The sequence below is a fragment of the Roseomonas sp. KE2513 genome (genome assembly GCF_016107305.1).
GTDB lineage: Bacteria > Pseudomonadota > Alphaproteobacteria > Acetobacterales > Acetobacteraceae > Roseomonas.
On record NZ_RCVR01000001.1, the window covers coordinates 227,422 to 248,183 of the forward strand.

21 protein-coding genes are annotated in these 20,762 nt (G+C 72.0%); 4 read left to right on the forward strand and 17 right to left on the reverse strand.

What is annotated here, in order from left to right:
* Positions 1–62: 62 nt before the first annotated feature.
* A complete protein-coding gene (gene rpsD, locus D9599_RS01140) occupies positions 63–680 on the reverse strand; it encodes a 30S ribosomal protein S4 (RefSeq protein WP_198379359.1) in 618 nt (205 codons plus the stop codon).
* 244 nt (positions 681–924) lie between these two features.
* Between rpsD and D9599_RS01145 the strand changes: the two genes are divergently transcribed.
* Positions 925–1,146: a hypothetical protein gene (locus tag D9599_RS01145; protein ID WP_232480008.1), complete on the forward strand. Its 222-nt coding sequence runs from the start codon at positions 925–927 to the stop codon at positions 1,144–1,146.
* Here the strand turns inward: D9599_RS01145 and D9599_RS01150 are convergent.
* The 11 genes from D9599_RS01150 to D9599_RS31880 form a co-directional block, all read right to left on the reverse strand.
* Positions 1,143–1,913: a lysophospholipid acyltransferase family protein gene (locus D9599_RS01150; RefSeq protein ID WP_198379360.1), complete on the reverse strand. Its 771-nt coding sequence runs from the start codon at positions 1,911–1,913 to the stop codon at positions 1,143–1,145. The genes D9599_RS01145 and D9599_RS01150 overlap by 4 nt on opposite strands.
* 11 nt (positions 1,914–1,924) lie before the next feature.
* Positions 1,925–2,908 (reverse strand): phosphatidate cytidylyltransferase, encoded by a 984-nt coding sequence (locus D9599_RS01155; protein WP_198379361.1) that lies wholly within the window; start codon positions 2,906–2,908, stop codon positions 1,925–1,927.
* Complete coding sequence (locus tag D9599_RS01160) at positions 2,905–3,540, reverse strand: CDP-alcohol phosphatidyltransferase family protein (RefSeq protein WP_232480009.1); 636 nt, start codon at positions 3,538–3,540, stop codon at positions 2,905–2,907. Before D9599_RS01160 ends, D9599_RS01155 begins: the two co-directional genes overlap by 4 nt.
* A gap of 60 nt (positions 3,541–3,600) precedes the next feature.
* Positions 3,601–4,440 (reverse strand): RNA methyltransferase, encoded by an 840-nt coding sequence (locus D9599_RS01165; RefSeq protein ID WP_198379363.1) that lies wholly within the window; start codon positions 4,438–4,440, stop codon positions 3,601–3,603.
* Between the two features lie 88 nt (positions 4,441–4,528).
* Entirely contained in the window at positions 4,529–6,160 is a 1,632-nt protein-coding gene (locus tag D9599_RS01170; RefSeq protein WP_198379364.1) for a hypothetical protein, read from the reverse strand.
* Between the two features lie 64 nt (positions 6,161–6,224).
* The gene (locus D9599_RS01175; protein WP_198379365.1) at positions 6,225–7,220 is read right to left on the reverse strand and encodes a tripartite tricarboxylate transporter substrate-binding protein; all 996 of its coding nucleotides are present in this window, start codon (positions 7,218–7,220) and stop codon (positions 6,225–6,227) included.
* Between the two features lie 65 nt (positions 7,221–7,285).
* On the reverse strand, positions 7,286–7,777 hold the full coding sequence (locus D9599_RS01180; protein WP_198379366.1) for a GNAT family N-acetyltransferase: 492 nt from the start codon (positions 7,775–7,777) through the stop codon (positions 7,286–7,288).
* Positions 7,762–9,195 (reverse strand): cysteine--tRNA ligase, encoded by a 1,434-nt coding sequence (gene cysS, locus D9599_RS01185; RefSeq protein WP_198379367.1) that lies wholly within the window; start codon positions 9,193–9,195, stop codon positions 7,762–7,764. The genes D9599_RS01180 and cysS overlap by 16 nt, the downstream gene beginning before the upstream one ends.
* 2 nt (positions 9,196–9,197) lie before the next feature.
* A complete protein-coding gene (gene gltX, locus D9599_RS01190) occupies positions 9,198–10,529 on the reverse strand; it encodes a glutamate--tRNA ligase (protein WP_198379368.1) in 1,332 nt (443 codons plus the stop codon).
* Positions 10,526–10,921 carry a hypothetical protein gene (locus D9599_RS01195; protein WP_198379369.1) on the reverse strand — a complete coding sequence of 132 codons (396 nt, stop codon included), beginning with the start codon at positions 10,919–10,921 and terminating at the stop codon, positions 10,526–10,528. The genes gltX and D9599_RS01195 overlap by 4 nt, the downstream gene beginning before the upstream one ends.
* Positions 10,918–12,324: a nitrilase-related carbon-nitrogen hydrolase gene (locus tag D9599_RS31880; RefSeq protein ID WP_198379370.1), complete on the reverse strand. Its 1,407-nt coding sequence runs from the start codon at positions 12,322–12,324 to the stop codon at positions 10,918–10,920. Before D9599_RS31880 ends, D9599_RS01195 begins: the two co-directional genes overlap by 4 nt.
* A gap of 78 nt (positions 12,325–12,402) precedes the next feature.
* On the opposite strand from D9599_RS31880, the gene D9599_RS01205 reads away from it, so the two are divergent.
* Positions 12,403–13,431, forward strand: a complete 1,029-nt coding sequence (locus D9599_RS01205; protein WP_198379371.1) for a 2OG-Fe(II) oxygenase family protein — start codon at positions 12,403–12,405, stop codon at positions 13,429–13,431.
* 12 nt (positions 13,432–13,443) lie between these two features.
* On the opposite strand, the gene D9599_RS01210 is transcribed toward D9599_RS01205, so the two are convergent.
* On the reverse strand, positions 13,444–14,358 hold the full coding sequence (locus tag D9599_RS01210; protein ID WP_198379372.1) for a LysR family transcriptional regulator: 915 nt from the start codon (positions 14,356–14,358) through the stop codon (positions 13,444–13,446).
* A 109-nt stretch (positions 14,359–14,467) separates the two neighbouring features.
* Here D9599_RS01210 and D9599_RS01215 point away from each other — a divergent pair, with 109 nt between their 5' ends.
* Positions 14,468–15,646 (forward strand): MFS transporter, encoded by a 1,179-nt coding sequence (locus D9599_RS01215; RefSeq protein ID WP_198379373.1) that lies wholly within the window; start codon positions 14,468–14,470, stop codon positions 15,644–15,646.
* Positions 15,647–15,755: 109 nt separating this feature from the next.
* On the forward strand, positions 15,756–16,211 hold the full coding sequence (locus D9599_RS01220; RefSeq protein ID WP_198379374.1) for a hypothetical protein: 456 nt from the start codon (positions 15,756–15,758) through the stop codon (positions 16,209–16,211).
* Positions 16,212–16,233: 22 nt separating this feature from the next.
* On the opposite strand, the gene D9599_RS01225 is transcribed toward D9599_RS01220, so the two are convergent.
* From D9599_RS01225 to D9599_RS01240, 4 genes are all read right to left on the reverse strand, one after another.
* Positions 16,234–17,373: a nicotinate phosphoribosyltransferase gene (locus D9599_RS01225; RefSeq protein WP_198379375.1), complete on the reverse strand. Its 1,140-nt coding sequence runs from the start codon at positions 17,371–17,373 to the stop codon at positions 16,234–16,236.
* Positions 17,374–17,385: 12 nt separating this feature from the next.
* Positions 17,386–18,768: a class II 3-deoxy-7-phosphoheptulonate synthase gene (locus D9599_RS01230; protein WP_198379376.1), complete on the reverse strand. Its 1,383-nt coding sequence runs from the start codon at positions 18,766–18,768 to the stop codon at positions 17,386–17,388.
* Between the two features lie 125 nt (positions 18,769–18,893).
* Positions 18,894–20,120 carry a Na+/H+ antiporter NhaA gene (gene nhaA, locus D9599_RS01235; RefSeq protein WP_198379377.1) on the reverse strand — a complete coding sequence of 409 codons (1,227 nt, stop codon included), beginning with the start codon at positions 20,118–20,120 and terminating at the stop codon, positions 18,894–18,896.
* A gap of 105 nt (positions 20,121–20,225) precedes the next feature.
* Positions 20,226–20,744, reverse strand: a complete 519-nt coding sequence (locus D9599_RS01240) for a hypothetical protein (RefSeq protein ID WP_198379378.1) — start codon at positions 20,742–20,744, stop codon at positions 20,226–20,228.
* Between the last annotated feature and the right edge of the window lie 18 nt (positions 20,745–20,762).

Below are 20,762 nucleotides of genomic sequence, written 5' to 3' on the forward strand. Positions count from 1 at the left end.
AGGGTATCCCCTCCGGCCGTCCGGGCAACGCTGCGATAGGCGCAGGGTTCAACGCGAACCCATCAGCGCGAGTAGAACTCGACGACGAGGTTCGGTTCCATCTGCACGGGGTAGGGCACGTCCGACAGCTTGGGGGCGCGCACGAAGCTGCCCTTCATCTGGCGGTGGTCCACCTGGATGTACTCGGGCACGTCGCGCTCGGCGGACTGGGCGGCGTCGAGCACGGCGGTCAGGCCCTTCGACTTCTCCTTCACCTCGATGATGTCGCCATCCTTCACGAGGTAGGAGGGAATGTTCACGCGCTTGCCGTTCACGGTGATATGGCCGTGGTTGACGAACTGGCGGGACGCGAAGGGGGTGACCGCGAACTTCATGCGGTAGATCACCGCGTCCAGGCGGCGCTCGAGCAGCTCGATCAGGTTCTCGGAGGTATCGCCACGGCGGCGCACGGCCTCATCATAGTACTTGCGGAACTGCTTCTCGCCGATGTTGCCGTAGTAGCCCTTGAGCTTCTGCTTGGCCATCAGCTGGATGCCGAAGTCGGTCGGCTTGTTCTTGCGGCGCTGGCCGTGCTGGCCGGGGCCGTACTCGCGCTTGGCGATCGGGGACTTGGCGCGGCCCCAGAGGTTCACGCCGAGGCGGCGGTTGATCTTGTACTTGCTTTCCGCGCGCTTGGTCATGCGCCGGGTCCTTTCAGTGAGGTCCGGGTCTACGCCCCCGCATTCGCGGTGTGGCCGATGCCCGTGGTGTTGTCCTGGTAGTCCTTCGGCGGAACTGCCGAAGGCGGGCGCGCGCCGTTCCGGGGCAAAGGCCCCTTGGCACGTCCACGTTCCCGGGAAGAGCGCGGCCGATAGGCGATGGCGGCGCGCTTGTCAAACCAACCTTGCCAAAGCGCGGGGCGGTGCCATACCGGGCGGCATGGGCATGCGCGAAGAAATCCTCCTCCTTGGGCTCTCGGCCGGGGTCCTCGGGGCGCTGGTGGGGGGACTGATGCTGGCGGTCGGCCTGGGGATGGTGACCCAGAACGCCCATGCGGGCTGGGTGCTGGTGATCCCGGCCGGGCCGATCGCGGGGTGGATCGGGTATGCGATGGGAAAGCGGACGCTGAAGCGGCTGATGGCGGGGGAGTCGATCCGCGGGCGCTAGGCTGGTTCGGGTGGCTTTTGCCCGCCCGGAGCAGTCTGGGCGCCGCCTTGCCGAAAGGGAGCGAGCCCCCGGACGGCCGCTTCGGCCTGTGAGGAAACCGCCTCCCAACCGGTGCGGTCGTTGCGCGTCTCCGGGAAGTGGAGCGGCGAGCCGATCGTGAGGGTGAGCGGGCTGCCGGGCCTGGGCAGGCGAGACTGGGCGGGCCAGGCCTCGCGGGCGCCCTCCAGCCAGCAGGGGACGACGGGGATGTCGGTGCCGGCCACGAGCATGCCGAGGCCGGGCTGGAAGGGGGCCATCTCGCCGGTGCGGCTGCGGGTTCCCTCGGGGAAGAGGATGTAGGCCAGGGAGTCCTCGGCGAGGCGGGCGCGCATGGTGTCGAGATCGCCGCGGCGGCTGCGGCCGCGCCATACGGGCAGCGCATTGATCGCGTAGGCGGAGAGGGCGGCGCGGGCGCTGTTGGCGAAGAAGAGGTCCCCGGCCGCCAGGGCATGGGCGCGGCGGGCGGCGGGGCCGCGGAGGGCGGCGGAGAGGGCGAGGGCGTCGAGGTGGCTCGCATGGTTGGCGACCATGACGAAGGGGCCGCTGCGCGGGAGGTTGTCTTGGCCCTCGATCCGGAAGCTGTGGGCGGTGCGGAGGTAGGCACGCACGGCGCGGCGCCAGGCCGTGTTGACGGCGAGGCCGACCAGGCCCGGCTCCCGCCCGAGGCTGCGGAGGCGGTCGGCGGGGGTGAGGCCGAGATCGCGGGCGGGGCGGAGGTTCCAGTCCATGGCGGTGGCGCTCAGCCGGTGATGGAGCGGACAGGGGACGTCAGGCCGAAGCCGACGAAGTACTGCACGAGATGGAAGACGGCGGGCGCGACGAGGAGGAGCGAGTTGAAGCGGTCCAGCACGCCGCCGTGGCCGGGCAGGACCGTACCCATGTCTTTGATGCCGAGGTCGCGCTTGATGGAGGAGAGGAGGAGGTCGCCCGCCTGCCCGGCCACGCTGACGAGCGCGCCCATGGCGATCAGCCAGACGGGGTTGGCGAGCGGCGTGCCGCGGAAGATAGCGGCGCCGACCAGGGCGACGAGGGTGGTCGTGACGACGACCGCGCCCATCGCGCCGGAGACAGTCTTGTTCGGGCTGGTGGCGGGCAGCAGCTTCGCGCCGCCGATGAGCTTGCCGCAGGTGAAGGCCGCGACGTCGTTCAGCGCGACGGCCGTGAGCAGCAGGAGGACGAGCGGGCGGTAGCCGGGGTCGTTCGCCATGTAGCCGAGATGAGCGAGGCCCGCGCCGAAGAGCATGAAGGCGAGGATGGCGAGTGCCGTGCGCTGGATGTAGCCGGCGGGACGGTCGAGCGGGATGGTGCAGACGGCGAGCGCGCAGGCGGTAAGCGGCCAGAGGGCGACGAAGAAGCCGTACCAGTGGTCGAGCGCCGCGAAGTTCACGGCGAGGATGCCGAGGACGATGACGAGGCTCAACACGCGCTCGCGGAAGAGGCCGGTGGCGCGGGCGTACTCGCGGTAGCAGGCAAGCGAGAGGATCGTGACGGCGAGGATGGTCGGCACGCGTCCGACGAGGACGGGACCGAGCATCAGCGGGAGCAACACGCACCAGGAGGCCCAGCGGAGCCAGAGTTCCCGCCGGAATTCCGGCTTCGCGCGGCCGGAGCGCGAGAGCCAGAGGATGGCGAGGCCCGATACGGCGAGAACCGCGAGGGTCGCGAGGATGATGCCGGTTGTGACGGGGTGGGCGAAGACGCCGCCCTCGGGGTAGGGGATCATGCGTGCGCCCTCAGCGCGCGGGCGGTGCCCTGGAGTCGGCGGAGGGCGGTGACCGCGGCAAGGGAGGTAATCGCGATCAGCGCCCAGAACGGGAGCGCGCCCTGCCAGGAGAGGGGCGTGAGGGCGCACCAGACCGCCAGGGCGGTGACGAGGGCCATGCGCTGCTGCTTCGCCATGGGGCCGCGGAAATCGCTCGGCGCGCCGGCCGCGCGGCCCGTCGTGCGGATATAGGCGGTGGCCATGGCGGCGAGGGAGGCAGCGAGGCCCCAGGCGGGGCTGCCCGCGGCGATGCCGAGGCCGAGGAGGACGGCTGTGTCGGAGACGCGGTCCGGAACCTCGTTCCAGAGCTCGCCCACCGGGGAGGCGACGCCGCGGCCGATGGCGACCATGCCGTCCATGAGGTTGGCGAGCAGACGGAGCTGGATGAGGAGGGCGCCCGCAATCCAGAGGGAGCGGGCGACGCCGGGCCACCAGGCGGTGCCGGCGAGTGCGAGGCCAGCGAGGAGGCCCGCCACCATGCCGGCGGCGGAGATGCCGTTGGGCGAGGCGCGGCGCGCGATCAGCCAGGCGGCGAGGGCGTTGGCGGGGCCGGTGTTGCGCGCGGCGATGGGGCGGCGGTCACCCCCCTGCACGTCGCCCGGAGTCCTAGTCGTTTCCATGCCGGCAGACTGGCACGGCGGGCGGGCGGATGGCTAACCGTCGATCTGGGGGTCCACCGTTCCGGGATCGGTGGTCCCCGGTTCGGGCGCGGCCGGGCCGCCTCGGGCAACGCGGCCGCGGGAGAGTTCGGTGACGACGCCGTGGAGGGTGCGGAGCTCCTGCTCCGTCACCTCGCCGCGCTCGAAGAGGTGGCGGAGGTTGCGGACCATCCCTGGGCGCTTGGGAAGGTTCGAGAGGAAGCCGCAGGCGTCGAGCTCGCGCACGAGGCGGCCGAGGAAGCCCTCCAGCTCGCCCTTGGTGGCGACGCGGGTCTCGTTGGTCATGAAGGCGCGGGGAGGCGTGGGTTCCTCAGCGATCCACCACTCGTAGGCGAGGATCATCACGGCCTGCGCGAGGTTCAGGCTCATGTGCTGGGGGTTGAGGGGGTAGCGGACGAGGGTGTCGGCTCGGGCAAGGTCCTCGGTGTCGAGCCCTGCGCGCTCGGGGCCGAAGAGGATGGCGGCGCGGAGGCTGCCGGAGTTGATCGAGCGGAGCTCGGCGGCGGCGGCGCGGGCGGTGAGGACGGGGATGATGACGTGGCGCGGGCGCGGGCAGGTGGCGAGGACGCGGTGGCAGTCGGCGACGGCGTCCTCCACCGTCTCGAAGACCGTGGCGGCGTCGAGGATGCGGTCGGCGCCGGAGGAGGCACGCCAGGCGGTGGACTGGGGCCAGCCGTCGCGCGGGGCGACAAGACGGAGGTGGAACAGCCCGCCATTCGCCATGGCGCGGGCGACGGTGCCGATGTTCTGCGCGAGTTGCGGGCGGACGAGGACCACGACGGGGCTCTCGCCCGGCGGGGGTTCCAGGAGGGCGCCGCCCTCTCTGCCGGTCATGGATGGGGCCTCATGCGCGGGGCCATGCCGTGCGGCGCGGGGTTCGGCAAGGGGTTCCTGCCCTACCCAGGGACGGCGGCGGGTCGAATCACCGCCAGCGGCAGAGCCGGACCACCCGGGTGACGTTGTTCGGCACCGGGCGGCATGAAGCCGGGTCGAAGGTGATGCCCAGCACCCCCGCGGCTTCCGTGTCGTAGTCGGAGGGGTCCTCCAGCAGCAGGAAGGCCGGCCCGGGATGCGATCGGACCTCCCGGAGCACCAGTGCCGCGTAGCTGGCCGGATCGGACGCCGTGCCGGCCCAGTTGGGGTTGGGACCGCCGACGAAGCGGACACCGGGCGCCGCGAGGGACGGCGCGACGAAGGACACGGCCGGGCCGAGCAGGACGACGAGCGAGCCCTCCGGCAAGGGCGAGCGGGGAACGGAGAGCACGGCGGCGCCCCGGGGCTCGCGCTCCCAGAAGAAGGGCTCGCGCGGGTGCACGGGGTATTCCGTGACAATGGCGCAGATGAAGAAGGCGGTGGCGAGGGGGAGTGTCGCGCCGGCGCGCCACCATCCGGCCGGAGGGATCCGGGCGCCGGTGGGGCGGGAGGCCAGCAGGACTTCGCGCGTGGCGGCCCAGACGGGGATGCCGAGCAAGGCTTCTATCGGGACCGTGTAGCGCAGGATGGAGAAGGTCACGAGCCAGGCGACATAGCCCGCGAGGATGAAGGTGAGGATGGCCGCCGTCGAGCGGGCGGCCACCTCCTCCCTGCCGTTCGGCAGGCTGCCGGTGCCACGGCGGAGGCGCCATGCCGCCAGAATAATGGCGAGCAGGAGCGCGGTGAGGCTGATGGCGAAGCGCGGGTCGGCGAGCGGCGGCTCCAGCACGACCGCGACCGAGCGGCGGGCCCAGATGAAGGGGTAGATGATTGCCGTACCGATGCTGTCGGGCAGGAAGCTCTCGTCGCGCTGCCCTTCGAGCGGGAAGAGCGGCGAGCGGAAGATGTTGTTGGCGAAGGAACCGAAGGGGTTCTCGTATCGGTGCCAGAGAAACCATCCCCACGGCCCGTAGGTGATCGCCAAGCCTAGCGCTCCGCCGAGCGACAGAGGGCCGAGGGCACGCAGCCGAGCCGCGCCGCCGCGTGCCGCGACGACCGCCGCGAGCGCGAGGGCGGGCGGGAAGATGAAGGCCGTGAGCTTCAGGCCCATGGCGCAGCCGCCAAGGAATCCGGCCAGCAAGCGCAGCCCTGCCGCGCGAGGGGTGCCCTCGGCAACCGGGGCGAGGAGCAGGGCGAGCAGCGCGCCAAGGACGAGGCAGCCGGTCTGGATGTCGTTATAAGTCGAGGCGACCTCCGGCAGGGTCGCCGCGCCGGTCAGGCCGAAGAGGGCGGCCAGCGCGCTCGCGGGCGTCACCCGGCGGGCGTCGCCGTGGAGGGCGAGATTGGCCAGGGCGATAGCCAGGAAGGCGAGCAGGCCCGCATAGCCGGCCTGCAGGGCCGATACCGTGCGCGGCCAGGCGTTCAGGGGGCTCTGCGTCAGCAGGTAGAAGGGCAGGTCAAGGCCGGGGTGGAGGAAGGTGTGCGCCCGCGCCGGGGTTAGATCGATGCTCCACCGGCCCTCCAGCAGGGCGTAGGCGTTGTAGAAGTGGTAGTTCCGCAGATCCCAGCTCGTATCCCGGCCGAGGGCTAGCGCGACGGCGGCTGCGGCGAGCCAGCAGGCGAGGAAGACGCCCCAGCCCATCCGGAGACCGGCTCCAGCGGCGGGGGCCTGTCGACCGGATGCAGCCTTCATGGCTTGGCCCGGGCTACTGAGCGGTAATGCCGGCCTCGCGCGCGACAGCGGTCCAGCGGCGGACCTCGGCGCGGAAGAAGGCGGTGAAGGCGGCGGGGTCGCTGGGGGCGGCTTCCACGGCCAGGGCTTCGATCCGCGCCTGCGTCTCGGGCATGGCCAAGACGCGGAGGATGGCCTGATGGAGGGTCTCCACGATGTCAGGCGGCGTTCCCGAGCGGACGAGGACACCCTGCCAGGCCTGAACCTCGAGGCCGGCGCCGAGCCCGGCCTCGCCGACCGCGGGGATCTCGGGGTAACTCGGCAGCCGGGCCTCGGCCATGACGGCGAGGGCCTTGAACTTGCGCTCCTCCAGGAAGCCACGGGTGGAGGTCTGCGGGGTGTCGCAGAGAAGTTGCACGTCGCCGGCGAGAAGGGCTTGCAGCGCAGGGCCGCCGCCGCGGAAGGGAACGTGGACGAGGGAGATGCCGGCGCGGCGCTCCAGCAGCTCGGGCGCGAGATGGGCGGAGGAACCGACGCCGCCGGAGGCGAAGGTGATGGTGCCGGGCGCGGCCCTCGCGGCGGCGACGAGTTCCTGGACAGTGTTGAAGGGCGCGTTGGGAGCGGCGAAGAGGAAGACGGGCACCTTCACGACCTGGGAGACGCCGGTGAGGTCCGTCAGCGGGTCGTAGGTGAGGCGCAGCAGGGCGGGCGCGACGGCGTGGGAGAAGACGCCGTAGAGGAGGTTGGTGCCGTCCGGGGCGCTTTTCGCGACCGCTTCGGCGGCGATGTTGGCGGCAGCACCGGGGCGGTTCTCGACCACCACCTGCTGGCCGAGGACGCCGCTCATGCCCTGGGCGAGGATTCGGGACATGGTGTCCACCGTGCCGCCGGGGGCGAAGCCGACGAGGAGGCGGAGGGGGCGGTCGGGGAAGGCCGCGAGGGCGGGGCGAGCGAGGCTGGCGGCCAACGCCGTGGCCAGGGTGGCGAGGCCCCGGCGGGTGGGGGCGGGGATGGTGCGGGGGTCGGACATTGCGGCCTCCTGCGCGGGCCGGGGCGGCCGCTTGTGGCGAGCCGACAACGGCAGGCCCGGCCGTGTCAACGACTCGTCTCGGGGCTCCATTCACGGCGCAGGAGGGACATAAGGATGAGCGCGGTGCGCGTGCCGTCCGCCTCCAGCCGGGCTTCGCGCAGGATGCCTTCCTCCGCGAAGTTCTGGGCGCGGTAGACGTGGCGGGCGCGGTCGTTGCTGGCGACGACATAGAGCCAGAACCGATGGGCGGCGGTGTTGCCGAAGGTCCAGGCGGTGACGGCGCGGAGGAAGGCGGCGCCGAGTCCGCGGCCGGGGGCGGCCATGGCGATGCGCTTGAGGCAGATGTTGCCGTGGGGGTCGCGAAGGTCGGAGAGGATGGCGAAGCCGGCGGGCTCGCCATCCGGGCCGGTGGCGATGAGGTAGGCGTGGTCCGGGCCGGCGAGGGCGGCGGCGTGCTGCTCTTCCGTCCAGAGGTTGATGTAGGCGTCATGGCCGGGGATGCGCTCCACGGCCATGACGAAGGGGATGTCGGCGGGAGTTGCTAGGCGCGGCGCCACGTGGTGGTGCCCTTGCCGTCCTCGAGCACGATGCCGCGCGCGGCGAGGTCGGCGCGGATGCGGTCGGCCTCGGCCCAGTCCTTGTTGGCGCGGGCGGCGAGGCGGGCGTTGATTGCCGCTTCGATCTCGGTGTCGTCGCCCTCCCCTGCCCCGCCCTTTCTCCAGGCCTGGGGGTCGGAGGGGAGGAGGCCGAGGGCGGAGGCGGCCTCGCGGAGCGCGGCGCCGGCCTGGCCGGGCTTAGGCTTCCAGTCGCGGCCGGCGCGGGAGAGCACGGCGGTCATGGAGCCGCCGACCTGCATGACGTTCTCCAGCGCGCGGAGGTCGCGCAGGCGCGCGACGGCGAGCGGGGTGTTGAGGTCGTCGGCCAGCGGTTCGAGGGCCCAGGCGACCATATCAGCGACCGTGGCGTCGTCGGCGTCGGGCGCGGGAAGGTCGCGGACGAGGAGGGCGTAGTGGTCGTCGAGCTCGGCGCGCGCCTCGTCGAGGCGTTCGGCGGTGTAGTCGAGGGCGGCGCGGTAATGCGTCTTCAGCAGCAGCAGGCGGAAGGCCTCGCCGGCCCAGGGACCGCGCTGGAGGATGTCGCGCACGGTGAGGAAGTTGCCGAGGGACTTCGACATCTTCTCGCCGTTCACGAGCAGCATGCCGTTATGCATCCAGAGATGCGCGAAGCGGGTGCCGGGGAAGGCGCAGCAGGATTGCGCGACCTCGTTCTCGTGGTGCGGAAAGAGGAGGTCGGCGCCGCCGCCGTGGATGTCGAATTCCTCGCCGAGGTTCTTCCAGGCCATGGCGGAGCACTCGATGTGCCAGCCGGGACGGCCGCGGCCCCAGGGGCTGTCCCAGCCCGGCGTCTCGTCGTCGCTCGGCTTCCAGAGGACGAAGTCGCCGGGGTCGCGCTTGTAGGGGGCGACATCGACGCGGGCGCCGGCGAGCATCTCGTCCGGGCTGCGGCCGGAGAGGCGGCCGTAGTCGGGGTAGGAGGCGACGGAGAAGAGGACGTGGCCCTCGGCGGCGTAGGCGTTGCCGTTGGCGATCAGGCGCTCGATGAGCGCGATCATCTCGGGGATGCTGCCAGTGGCGCGCGGCTCGATGTCGGGCGGCGCGCAGTTCAGCGCCTGCATGTCGGCATGGAAGTCGGCGGCGGTGCGGGCGGTAATGGCGGCGATGGGCTCGCCGGACTCGCGGGCGCGCGCGTTGATCTTGTCATCCACGTCCGTGATGTTGCGGACATAGGTGAGGCGCGGGAACTCGCGGCGCAGGAGGCGGGCGAGCACGTCGAAGACGACGACGGGGCGCGCGTTCCCGAGATGGGCGAGGTCGTAAACCGTGGGGCCGCAGACGTAGAGGCGGACGTGGTTCGGGTCGATCGGGCGGAACTCGACCTTCTCGCGCCGGGCGCTATCGTGGAACTGGAGGTGCATGGTCAGCCGATCGCGCGTTGCAGCCGCGACGCCGCGCGGGCGCGGCCGATCAGCGGCAGGAAGGTCTTGAGGTCGGGGCCGTGGTCCTCGCCCGTCAGGGCGCGGCGGAGCGGAAGGAAGAGCGCCTTGCCCTTCTTCTGCGTGGCCTGTCCGATGGCGGCGGTCCAGGTGGGCCAGCTCGTCTCGTCCCAGGGCTCGGGCGGCAGGGATTGGATGGCGGCTTCGAGCAACGCGCGCTCCTCCGGCTGCGGGCGGACGGTGATCTCGCCGCGGGCGATCTCGTGCCAGTCGCGCGCCTCGGGCAGCAGGTCGAGGTTGCCACGGATGGCAAGCCAGAAGGGCTCATCGGCGCCTTCGGGAAGGTGCGCGCGCACGGCCTCGAACGGCAGCGCGTGCAGGTGCTTTCGGTTGAGCGCGAGGAGCTGCTTCGTATCGAAGCGCGCGGCAGAGTGGGAAACACGCGTGATGTCCCAGCTCTCCACAAGGTTGCGCGGGCTGCCGGCCACGGGGTCGTTCGAGGTGCCCAGCGCGGCGAGGTAGCCGGTGAGCGCCGCGGGCTCGATGCCGTCGCGCCGGAACTGGCGCAGCGAGACGCTGCCGAGGCGCTTGGAGAGCTGCCCGCCCTCGGCGTCCGTCAGCAGCGGCATGTGCGCGAAGTGGAGGCGGTTGGGGCGGCCCGACAGGCCTTCGAGGATGTCGATCTGGATGCCCGTGTTGGTGACGTGGTCCTCGCCGCGGATGATGTGGGTGATGCCCGTCTCCAGGTCGTCCACCACGCTGGTGAAGGTGTAGAGGAAGCTTCCGTCGGCACGGATCAGCACCGGGTCCGACAGGCTGGGCAGCTTCACGTTGCGCGCGCCGAGCACGCCGTCCTGCCAGGTGACGGTGCGGGTGTTGAGCTTGAAGCGCCAGTAGGGGGACTTGCCGTTCTCGATGGCGCGGGCGAGCTGCTCGGCGGTCATCTTGAGGGCGCCGCGGTCGTAGATGGGCGCGCGGCCCTGCTTCCGGCGCTGCTCGCGCTTGTAGTTCAGCTCCTCCTCGGTCTCCAGGCAGGGATAGAGGAGGCCCTTCTTCTTCAGCACCTCGGCGGCGGCGACGTAGCGCTCGATGCGGTCGGACTGGCGGAAGAACTCGTCCCAGTCGAGGCCGAGCCAGCGCAGGTCCTCCTCGATGCCCTGGGCGAACTCGGGCTTGCTGCGCTGCGTATCGGTGTCGTCGAGGCGGAGGATGAAGGTGCCGCCGCGCTTCCTCGCTTCCAGCCAGTTGGCGAGGGCGATGCGGGCGTTGCCGACATGAAGCCAGCCCGTGGGGCTGGGGGCGAAGCGGACCCTCACGCGCTTTCCTCGCCAGGCATGTCGTCGTCATCCTCTTCGTCGCGGTCGCGGCGGGGGTCGAGGGCGCGCCAGTCGCGCTCGCTCTTCTTGCGGGGGGGCTTCTCGGCGAAGCCGCGGATATCGGCCGCGGAGGTCCAGTGGTCGCCGCTGGGGTCGAGCGCCTCGGCGTCCTCGCCGAAGGCGAACCAGGCGGCGAGCACGGCCTCGGCGTCCATGCCGGGGGCGCGGCAGCGCTCGATGCTGTCGCGGACGTAGCGGCGGGCGAAGGTGGCGGCGTCGGCGACCGTCGCGAAGCCGCGGATCTCCTCCACGGGGTCGTCGCCGTTGCCGCCGGAGAGGTCCTTGATGCGGACGAAGGGGCCGAGGGCGGCCGGCTGGGGGGACGTGTTCATGGCGTCGCGGCTCCCTGGAGGTTGGGCGGTTCGGGGCGGGCGGGCGGGGCGAGCGCCACGCCGGGCGGGGCCCGGCGGCGCTTGTAGTCCTCGCGGGCGAGGCTTTGCCAGAGGCGGCGGGAGGGCTCGGCGGTGTCGGGCTCTGGGGACGGGGGAATTTCGGCCTCAAAGGGGGCGCCGGTCAGGTCGCCGGGGCGGAGGGCGGCGCGCCAGGCGGCGAGGGCGGCACGGGTTTCGGGCGCGAGGTGGCGCAGGGGGGCAAAGGCCTCTGCGGTGTTGGCGTCGAGGGTGCCGGTGAGGATCGGCATGCCGCCCGCTTCAGCCAGGGTGTCGAGGGCGGTTGATCGGAGCCGGGCGGCGAGGCCGGGCGTGGCGGGAAGGATGGCGGCGAGGGCCGCGCGCGCGGCGGCGAGATCGATCCGCTCGGCGGCAAGGCCGAGGGCGTGGGCCATGGCCTCCCCCTCCCCGTCCGACAGGAGGGCGCGGATAGAGGCGGGGCCGAAGGCGTCGCGGGCGAGGGTGGCCGCGAGGGCGCTGTCCGGATCGTCCGAGAGGGGCAGGAGGAAGGAGGTGGCGCCCCAGTGCTCTGCGTGGTCGCGGAGCGCGAGGAGGAGGGCGCGCCAGCTGGCCTCGTGCTCTGGCATGGGGACCGGCGCGGGATGCGGGGCGCAGCGCCACACAGCGCCGTCGTGATGCCATTCGGTGAGCGTGATCGTGCCCTGCACGAAGGGCGGGAGGGTCAGAGCGGGCGAGCGGTCGGCGTTGAGGACGAGGGCGCCGCCGTCATGCGCCGCCTCATCCTCGGCGCCGAGGCGATCGAGGCGGATGAGGGGCAGGTCGTTCTCCACCACGCGGGCGAGGACGGATTGGAGGCGGCGCTCCGCGCCTCCTGGGGCGTGGGGAGGGGAGTCGAGTGCGATGAGCAGGTCGGCCCCCGTCTCGGCCAGGGTTTCGGCGACGGCGGGGCCGCGACCGTCGCGGGCGGGCATGAGGCCGAGGCGAGCGCTGCGGAAAGCGATGGGGCCGGGCACGGGGCCTGGGTCGTAGCCGGGTCGGGGCTCGTGGGCGGCGCGGCTGCGGAGGGTGCCGGCGTCGAGAAGGTAGACCGCCTCGTGCAGCGCCTCCCCGTTCTGCCAGGGGGCGCCGATGAGGAGGGCGGGGCCGCCGTCGGCGGTCTCGGCGGCGAGGTCGGCCAGGGTGGCGGAGAGGATGGCGGTGACGTCGGGATGGACCGCGAGGGCGACAGGCACGGCGCCGGAAAGCGATAGCTCGGGCGTCACCAGCAGGTCTGCGCCAAGGGCGGCGGCGCGGGCGCGCAGGGCGCGGAGCCGGTCGGCGTTGGCCTGGATCGCGCCCAGGCGCGGGTTGACCTGGGCGAGCGCGATGCGGAGGGGGGTGGTCATGGGCCGCGGAAGCTAGGAGGGATGTGCGCGGGCGGAAAGGCGCTGGCGCGGCGGGCTGGGCGGCGGCAGAAAGCGGGGATGAGCGACCGTTCCGTGTTCCTGGTCGGCGACCACCTGCCGCCGATCGTGCTGCCCGATGCCGCGGGCCAGCCCTTCGACCTCATGGGCCAAGCGATTGCCGGGCTGCCCCGCCTGCTGGTGCTGGGCGTTGCGGCGGAGGGACTGGAGGGGGCGGAGGCGCTGGCGCGGGAGGCTGGGGCGCTCCTCTTCTTGGTGGAAGCGCGGGCACCGGACGGGGCGGTGCCTCCCGGACGGCTGTTCGATGCCGCGGGCGGCGTGTTCCGCGCGCTGGGGCTGGCGGGCGGCGGGGTTGCGCTGGTCTCTCCGCGCGGGCGGCTGGCCTTCGCCGGGCGGGCGGAGACGGTGGAGGCCGGGGTGCGGGCGGCGCTGGCTGCCCTCCCCCCCTCCCCGCCCGCGCCGCCGGTGCGGCGGACGGGGGCGCCTGTGCTGCTGGTGCCCGATGTGCTGGAGCCCGCGATGGTGGCCGCGCTGCTGGCGCATTGGGAGCGGGGCGAGAAGCAGCGGGACCGGGTGGCGGGCGGCGCGGATGCCGCGGGGGCGCATCGGATCAAGCGGCGGGCCGACGTGTTCCTGGACGACCGCGCGCTTTACGAGACCTTCCAGTCGCGGCTGATGCGGCGCGTGCTGCCGGAGATGGCGCGAGCCTTCCGCTTCGTGCCGGCCTCCTACGAGGTGCCGCGGATCGGGTGCTACGACGCGGCGGATGCGGGGGCCTTCGAGGCGCACCGGGACAACCGCACGCCGTTTACCGCGCACCGGCGCTTCGCGATGAGCCTCAACCTGAACACGGGGGATTACGCGGGCGGGGAGTTGCGCTTCCCGGAGTTCGGGCCGGATCTGCACGAGCCGCCGACCGGGGGCGCCGCAATCTTCGGCTGCGACATGCTGCACGAGGCGCTGCCGGTGACGCGCGGGCAGCGCTTCGCGATCTTCACCTTCTTCACGGATGCCGAGGGCTCGAAGCAGGAGCAGGCGATGATCCGGCAGCGGATGGAGGCGGGGCAGAAGGGCGTGTCGATGCGGTAGGGCCGCCGGCCCTCATCCGACGCGCGCGCGTTCCGAGAGGAAGTCCAGCAGCGCCCGCACGCGCGCCGGCAGTGGCCCGCCGCCGCCGGCCCAAACGGCGTGGACCTCCTCCATCTCGCCGGGGTTCAGGTGTTCGAGCACGGGGCGCAGCCGGCCGGCCTCGACGTCGGCGCGGGTGGTGAAGACAGCCAAGCGCGCGAGGCCGACGCCGGCGAGGGCCAGGTGCCGCAGCGCCTCGCCGTCGCTGGCCTGCACCACGCCGACGGGCGGCACCAGCACGCGCTGGCCGTCGCTGAGCAGCGGCCAGCCCTCGACCGCGCGTGCGTAGCTGAAATGGAGGCGGTTATGGCCCTCCAGCTCGGCCAGGCTGCGCGGCTCGCCGTGCCGGGCGAGGTAGGCGGGGCTGCCGACGATGTGCAGCCGGGTCTCGCCGAGCTTGCGGGCGACGAGGCTCGAGCTGCGAAGCGGCCCGGCGCGGACGGCCACGTCGATCCGCTCCGCCAGCAGGTCCACCACGGCGTCGGTCTGGACGATGTCGAGGGTCAGGCCAGGATGGCGATCCAGGAACTCTGGCAGGAGCGGGGCCAACAGGTGGACGCCGAAGGAGACGCTGATGCTGAGGCGGATGCGGCCGACCGGCCGTTCCCCACCCGCCGCGGCGCGTTCCGCCTCCTCCAGGTCTGCCAGGATCCGCACGGCGCGCTCGTAGAAGGCGGCGCCCTCCGGGGTGAGCTGCAGGCGGCGGGTGGATCGGTTGATGAGCCTGGCGCCCAGCCGCGCCTCCAGCCGCCCGATGAGCTTGCTGACGGCGGAGGGTGTCATGCGCGCCGCGCGGGCGGCGGCGGAGAAGCCGCCGAGCTCCACGACGCGGACGAGGACTTCCATCTCGCCCGATCTGTTCAAGCCGGGGCGGAAGGTCTCGGCCATGTTGAACCACGTTCACAGATGATGTGCCGGGAAGGGCCCTAGGTCACGGTCCGCGCCTTGTCCATCTTGGCTGGGACAGAAACCCTGCCCCTTTGGAGGCCCTTTCCCCATGCCCCTCGCCCTCTATGCCCTGGCGGCCGGTGCCTTCGGCATCGGCGTCACGGAATTCGTCATCATGGGCCTGCTGCTGGAGGTGAGCGCCGATCTCGGCGTCTCCATCGCCTCGGCGGGATTGCTTATTTCCGGCTATGCGCTGGGTGTCGTGCTCGGCGCGCCCATCCTCACGGCCGCGACGGCGCGGATGCCGCGGAAGGGCACGCTGCTCGGGCTGATGGTCATCTTCACCGTCGGCAATCTCGCCTGCGCCCTCGCGCCCAGCTACGGGCTGCTGATGGCCGGGCGCGTGGTGACGGCCTTTGCTCATGGCACTTTTTTCGGCGTCGGCTCGGTAGTCGCGACCTCGCTGGTGGCGCCGGACCGCCGTGCCTCGGCCATTGCCATGATGTTCACGGGGCTGACGGTCGCGAATATCCTCGGCGTGCCGCTGGGCACCTGGCTCGGCCAGCACGAGGGGTGGCGGGCGACCTTCTGGGCGGTGGCCGCGATCGGCGTGGTGGCGCTGGCGGTGATTGCCTTCCTCGTTCCCCGCGACACGGCGCCGCCGGAGGCCTCGGACTGGCGGGCGGATATGCGCGCCATGCTGCGCAAGCCCGTGCTGCTGGGGCTCGCGATGACGACGCTCGGCTTCGGCGGCGTCTTCGCGGTCTTCACCTACATCGCGCCGACGCTGACGCGGATGGCCGGGTTCTCGGAGGCCGCGGTGTCGCCGATCCTGCTCGTCTTCGGTGCAGGGATGGTCGTGGGCAACCTGGCGGGCGGCCGGCTCGCGGACCGCAACCTCGGGCGGGCCGTGCTCGGCTCACTGCTGGCGCTGGCGCTCGTGCTCGGGCTGATGACGGTCGCGCAGCACAATGGCTGGACGGCGGTGGCCTTCGTCTTCCTGCTGGGCGTCACGGGCTTCGGCACCGTCGCGCCGCTGCAGATGTGGGTGCTGCAGCGGGCTGAGGGCGCGGGGCAGAGCCTGGCGTCCAGCCTGAACATCGCGGCGTTCAACCTCGGCAACGCGCTCGGCGCCTCGGTCGGCGGGTGGGTGATCGACCACGGGCCCGGCCTCTGGGCGGTACCCCTGGCCGCGGCCGTGATGCCGGTGCTGGCGCTGTTGCTGGCCGCTGCCAGCCTGCGCGAGCACCGCGTGGGCGGGACGCCGGCTCTGGCGCAGCAGCGCTAGCGCCGCGGCGCCCTCGCCCGGCGCACCGCGCCGGGCGGGATTGCCGCCTTTCCCCGACCTCGGGAGTTTGGTTCCGGTGAACGGACGATCATCGGAGGAGACCCGAGGCATGGACGGTTCGACGGGGCGGCGGGGCGCGCTGGGGCTCGGAGGGCTGCTGCTCCTGGCGCAGGGCGCGCGGGCCCAGGGCCCGGCGGCGGTGCTGGAGGAGCTGCAAGGGACGCTCGCCCCGGGAAATGCGGGGGATTTCGGGCGCTTCGTGTCGCAGCACGCCGGGCGGATGGTGTCGATGCGGGTGATGGCGGCCAGAGCCGAGGGACCGGAATTCTTCGTGAAGCAGGATCGGGACATGCTGATGGTGCAGCTGACACGCCCGGAGGCGATCGAGATCGTGCTGCACGGCGGCTTCGTGCCGGAGGGGGCGGGCTTCGCGCTGGACGGCGTGTTCAACGTGAAGGCCGAGGGGATGCAGCAGGGCATCCTCGTCTACGGGCTGCAGCCTCTGGCGGAAGCGGCGGCGCGCGAGATGCGGGCGGGGCCGGTGAAGCGGATCGCGCTGAGCTAGGGGCGCCGCGCCCCTTCCCCCGTCAGCTCTTCCCGCGCAGCAGGAACTCGCGGCCGACCTTCACGCGCGGTACGCCGTCATAGGCAACGATATCGGCGGTGGCGTAGGTCTCGCCCCATGAATCCGGGATGAAGCTGCCGGTGCCGATGACGTCGATCGGGGCACGCGCCTCGGCCATGACGCGGCACTTGGAGACGCCGAAGCCGGAGGAGGCGACGATGCGGACCTTGTCGAAACCGGCCTCATCCAGCGCGTCCCGCATGCGCCAGATGGCGGCGGCGGAGACGCCGGTGCCGACAAGGTGGCGCAGCTCGCTCTCGCTGCGATAGCGGCGGATGGCCCCGGGGGTGTGACGCTCGATGACAGCGTAGGAGGAGGCGGGGTCGAGGCCTTCGAGGAAGCGGCCGCCATGGGTATCGAGGCGCACGGCCATGCGGCCGGCGGCGGCGAGCTCCGGGAAGCGGCGGCAGACCGCCAAGCCGTCGGTCACCTCCTGGCCGAAGTAGTCGGTGAGAACGGTGAGGTTCTCGTCCGGAAAGGTTTCGTGGAACATCTCGGCGGCGCGCAGCGTGCTGCCGGCATATCCGATGAGGGCATGGGGCATGGTGCCGCCGCCCTTGTTCGCGCCGTAGTAGTGGGCAGTGGCGTCGTTGGCGTTGCCGATGAAGCCCTGCGCGCCTTCCTCCTTCGCGGCGTTGCCGCCGACGCTGGCGGCATAGGCCATCAGCTCCTGCATCTCGGCGCCCGCGCAGTGGCGGGCCTCCATCGCCAGGAAGGCGATGTGCGGGAGTTCAAGGCACATCTGGTAGGCGTTGTGCGCGGCCACGCAGGCGGAGCCGAGCTTCTGCAGGAGAAGCGTTTCGAGGTCGGTGAGGTGCGCGAAGGAGCCGGTGACGTAGAGGATGGGATCGCCCGCGCCGACCCAGGTGCCCTCCTTGTGCATCAGTTCCACCTCGATCGCCGAGCCGCGCTCGGCCGCGACCGTGTTCAGCCAGTCGAGCATGAGGCGCGGCGCGGAGACGACGGGGCGGCGGAGAAAGATGGCGTAGGTGACGCGCGCGTCGCCGAAGCGCTGCACGATGGCCTTCGTGCGCTTGAAGTAGACATCCGTGCGCGCGGCGATGTCGGCTTCCAGCGCGGGTGCAGGAGGAAGGTTGTCCATCGTGCGGGGCCCCTACTGCGCGGCCTGGAGGCGGAGGTCGGTGCCGCGGCGGGACTTCAGCTCCTCCGCGACGAGGAAGGCGAGTTCGAGGGACTGCTCGGCGTTCAGGCGCGGGTCGCAGAAGGTGGCGTAGTTGGCGGAGAGGTCGGCCTCCGTCAGCCGGTGCGCGCCGCCGAGGCATTCGGTGACGTCGCGGCCGGTCATCTCGACATGCACGCCGCCGGGGTTGGTGCGCTCGGCGTGGTGGATGTCGAAGAAGCCGCGGACCTCCCCCAGGATCGCGTCGAAGGAGCGGGTCTTGTAGCTGCCGGCGGAATGGGTGTTGCCGTGCATCGGGTCGGTCAGCCAGGTGACCTTCGCGCCTTCGCGCTGAATCGCGCGGATGAGCGGCGGGAGCTTCGCCTCGATCTTGGCCGCGCCCATCCGGGCGATGAGGGTGAGGCGGCCGGGCGTGTTGTCCGGGTTCAGGCGGGCGCAGAGGCGGAGGAGGTCGTCGATCTCCGTCGTCGGACCGACCTTCAGGCCGATGGGGTTCGCGACGCCGGAGAGGAATTCCACATGCGCGCCGTCCGGCTGGCGGGTGCGGTCGCCGATCCAGAGGAAGTGGGCGGAGCAGGCATAGTGGCGGCCGGGATGGGTGGAGGGCTCGCGCGTCATCGCTTCCTCGAAGGGAAGCAGCAGCGCCTCGTGCGAGGTGTAGAACTCGGTCTCGCGGATCTGCGGCGCGGTGAGGCTGTTCATGCCGCAGGCGGCCATGAAGCGCAGCGTCTCGTCGATGCGCTGGGCAATGTCGGCGTAGCGTTCGGCCAGCGGGGAGCGGGCGACGAAGCCGAGATTCCAGCGATGGACCTCGTGCAGGTCGGCGAAGCCGCCCGTTGCGAAGGCGCGCAACAGGTTCAGGGTCGCGGCGGACTGGAGGTAGGCGAACTGCATCCGCTCCGGGTCGGGGGTGCGGGCCTCGGCCGTGAATTCGGCGCCGTTGATGATGTCGCCGCGGTAGGAGGGGAGCGTCGCCTCGCCCTGGGTCTCGCTGTCGCTCGACCGGGGCTTGGCGAACTGGCCGGCCATGCGGCCGAGCTTCACCACGGGCAGGCCGCCGCCGAAGGTGAGGACGACGGCCATCTGGAGCAGCACGCGGAAGGTGTCGCGGATGATGTTGGCGTGGAAGTCGCCGAAGGATTCCGCGCAGTCGCCACCCTGGAGGACGAAGGCGCGGCCCTCCCCCGCCTCGGCGAGCTGGGCCTTCAGGCGCTCGGCCTCTCCGGCGAAGACGAGGGGGGGAAATCGGGCGAGCTTCTCCTCCATGGCGCGCAGGCGCGCGGCGTCCGGATAGTCCGGGACCTGGCGGATGGGCATGTCGCGCCAGGAGGCAGGGTGCCAGGAGGAAGAGGGCATATCGCTACGTTTCCGTGTGTGGCGGCGCCCGGAGTGGGGGGCGGTCGGGCACCATAGCGAGGGAGGGTGCCGGGGCAAGGGTTGTTCACCGGAACGCGCTCCCACCCCTGCGGCTTCGCCCCTGGTCAGGGGCTGACCCTTGCCCGCCTCCCCTCACCCGGCGCCGGGATCTCGCGCGGGGCCACCCGGAGCAGGGCCCAGCCCGTGAGGCCCGCCAGCACCGAGCCGGCAAGGATGCCGATCTTCACCTCGTCCTGCAGCACCGGGTCGTTGGCGAAGGCGAGCATTCCGATGAAGAGGCTCATGGTGAAGCCGATGCCGCAGAGGAGGGAGACGCCGAGGAGCTGGGTCATGGTCGCGCCCATGGGCACGTCGGCCAGGCGCAGGCGGATGGTCAGGGCCGCGCTGCCGAAGACACCGACGAGCTTACCCAGGAGCAGCCCGAGGGCCACGCCGAGGGTGAGGTGGTCGAAGAGGGCCTCCGAGGTGATGCCGGCGAAGGAGACGCCGGCATTGGCGAAGCCGAAGATCGGAATGATGAGGAACGCGACCCAGCCGTGCAGGCGGTGTTCCAGCCGGTGCAGGGGCGAGGCCTTGCGGTCGTCCGGCGCGGCGGGGGCGGCGCGCAGCGGGATTGTGAAGGCGAGGACGACGCCGGCGATGGTCGCGTGCACCCCCGAGCGGAGCACGAAGAACCAGAGGGCGGCGCCGAGCAGCATGTAGGGCAGGAGGCGGAGGACCCCCATGCGGTTAAGGGCGACCAGCGCCAGAGTGGTCGCGCCCGCGAGGCCGAGGTCCATCATGGAGATGTCGCCGGTGTAGAAGACCGCGATGATGAGAACCGCGCCGAGGTCATCGATGATGGCGAGCGCGGTGAGGAAGACCTTCAGCGAGGTCGGCACCCGCGAGCCGAGCAGCGCGAGCACACCCAGGGCGAAGGCGATGTCGGTGGCCGCCGGGATGGCCCAGCCCCGGAGCGTGTTCGGATCGTTCCAGTTGAAGGCGACGAAGATGAGGGCGGGCACGGCCATACCCCCGGCGGCGGCGATGCCGGGGAGCATACGGCGGGGCCAGGTGGAGAGCTGGCCGTCCAGGACCTCGCGCTTGATCTCAAGGCCAACGAGCAGAAAGAAAACGGCCATGAGGCCGTCGTTGATCCAGTGGAGAAGGTTCAGCGGCCCGATATAGGACTTGAGGGCGGCGAAGTAGGCGCCGGAGAGGGGGGAGTTCGCGATGATGAGCGCGAGCACCGCCGAGGCCATCAGCACGAGGCCACCCGAGGCGGAGTTGTCGAGGAAGTTGCGCAGCACCGAGGGAATGCGGCGGCTGAGCGGGGTCGAGGGGGCGGTCATCCCTGGGGCTCCTGTGCTGGCCCCCAGGGGGACCTTTCGGCAAGACTAACGTGTGTGGCGCGGCCGCCCAGCGCGCCGTGGCGCCGGGCGGCCGCGGCTGGGAGGTCAGGCGTCGCGGCGGACCTGATTGACCTTCACCATCTGCGAAACGCTGCCGACCTGGCGAGGATCGACCTCCGTGCGGACACCTTCGTGCGGAAGGGCGCGCATGCCCTCGCCGCTGGTGCGGCCGGGGGCGGGGTGGTGGCGCCGCTGGCTGGCGCGCTTCATCGCCAGGGCCTTGCGGGCGATCGCGCCCTGGCTGGGCGCACGCTCGGCGTCGTCCAGGCGGGCGATCTGGCTGTTCAGGCGGCGGAGCGCGGCGGAGAAGACCCCCTTCTTCCGGGCGGTGCCGGTTTCGCTTGGAGCCAGACCGGCACCGCGCGGCTCCGCCTTGCCGCGGCTCTCGCGCCGGCGGTGATGGGTGATGTCGCGGGCCTTGTCTCGGTGTTCGCGCAGGCGACGGGCAAGGACGAGCAGTTCCGCCCTCGGCGTCGTGGCCAGGGCGGGATGGCGTGTCTGGGCGACCGTCTCGTACTCCGCCTCGGTGAGGATGCGGCGCTCGGCTGCCTTTGTTTCGGCCATGGAGGCTCCTTCGGCGGT

What these genes read in the sequence shown, in the direction of transcription:
- rpsD (WP_198379359.1), bottom strand. Translation starts at nt 680, where the DNA reads ATGACCAAGCGCGCGGAAAGCAAGTACAAGATCAACCGCCGCCTCGGC.
- D9599_RS01145 (WP_232480008.1), top strand. Translation starts at nt 925, where the DNA reads ATGCGCGAAGAAATCCTCCTCCTTGGGCTCTCGGCCGGGGTCCTCGGG.
- D9599_RS01150 (WP_198379360.1), bottom strand. Translation starts at nt 1,913, where the DNA reads ATGGACTGGAACCTCCGCCCCGCCCGCGATCTCGGCCTCACCCCCGCC.
- D9599_RS01155 (WP_198379361.1), bottom strand. Translation starts at nt 2,908, where the DNA reads ATGATCCCCTACCCCGAGGGCGGCGTCTTCGCCCACCCCGTCACAACC.
- D9599_RS01165 (WP_198379363.1), bottom strand. Translation starts at nt 4,440, where the DNA reads ATGACCGGCAGAGAGGGCGGCGCCCTCCTGGAACCCCCGCCGGGCGAG.
- D9599_RS01170 (WP_198379364.1), bottom strand. Translation starts at nt 6,160, where the DNA reads ATGGGCTGGGGCGTCTTCCTCGCCTGCTGGCTCGCCGCAGCCGCCGTC.
- D9599_RS01175 (WP_198379365.1), bottom strand. Translation starts at nt 7,220, where the DNA reads ATGTCCGACCCCCGCACCATCCCCGCCCCCACCCGCCGGGGCCTCGCC.
- cysS (WP_198379367.1), bottom strand. Translation starts at nt 9,195, where the DNA reads ATGCACCTCCAGTTCCACGATAGCGCCCGGCGCGAGAAGGTCGAGTTC.
- D9599_RS01195 (WP_198379369.1), bottom strand. Translation starts at nt 10,921, where the DNA reads ATGAACACGTCCCCCCAGCCGGCCGCCCTCGGCCCCTTCGTCCGCATC.
- D9599_RS31880 (WP_198379370.1), bottom strand. Translation starts at nt 12,324, where the DNA reads ATGACCACCCCCCTCCGCATCGCGCTCGCCCAGGTCAACCCGCGCCTG.
- D9599_RS01205 (WP_198379371.1), top strand. Translation starts at nt 12,403, where the DNA reads ATGAGCGACCGTTCCGTGTTCCTGGTCGGCGACCACCTGCCGCCGATC.
- D9599_RS01210 (WP_198379372.1), bottom strand. Translation starts at nt 14,358, where the DNA reads ATGGCCGAGACCTTCCGCCCCGGCTTGAACAGATCGGGCGAGATGGAA.
- D9599_RS01215 (WP_198379373.1), top strand. Translation starts at nt 14,468, where the DNA reads ATGCCCCTCGCCCTCTATGCCCTGGCGGCCGGTGCCTTCGGCATCGGC.
- D9599_RS01220 (WP_198379374.1), top strand. Translation starts at nt 15,756, where the DNA reads ATGGACGGTTCGACGGGGCGGCGGGGCGCGCTGGGGCTCGGAGGGCTG.
- D9599_RS01225 (WP_198379375.1), bottom strand. Translation starts at nt 17,373, where the DNA reads ATGGACAACCTTCCTCCTGCACCCGCGCTGGAAGCCGACATCGCCGCG.
- D9599_RS01230 (WP_198379376.1), bottom strand. Translation starts at nt 18,768, where the DNA reads ATGCCCTCTTCCTCCTGGCACCCTGCCTCCTGGCGCGACATGCCCATC.
- nhaA (WP_198379377.1), bottom strand. Translation starts at nt 20,120, where the DNA reads ATGACCGCCCCCTCGACCCCGCTCAGCCGCCGCATTCCCTCGGTGCTG.
- D9599_RS01240 (WP_198379378.1), bottom strand. Translation starts at nt 20,744, where the DNA reads ATGGCCGAAACAAAGGCAGCCGAGCGCCGCATCCTCACCGAGGCGGAG.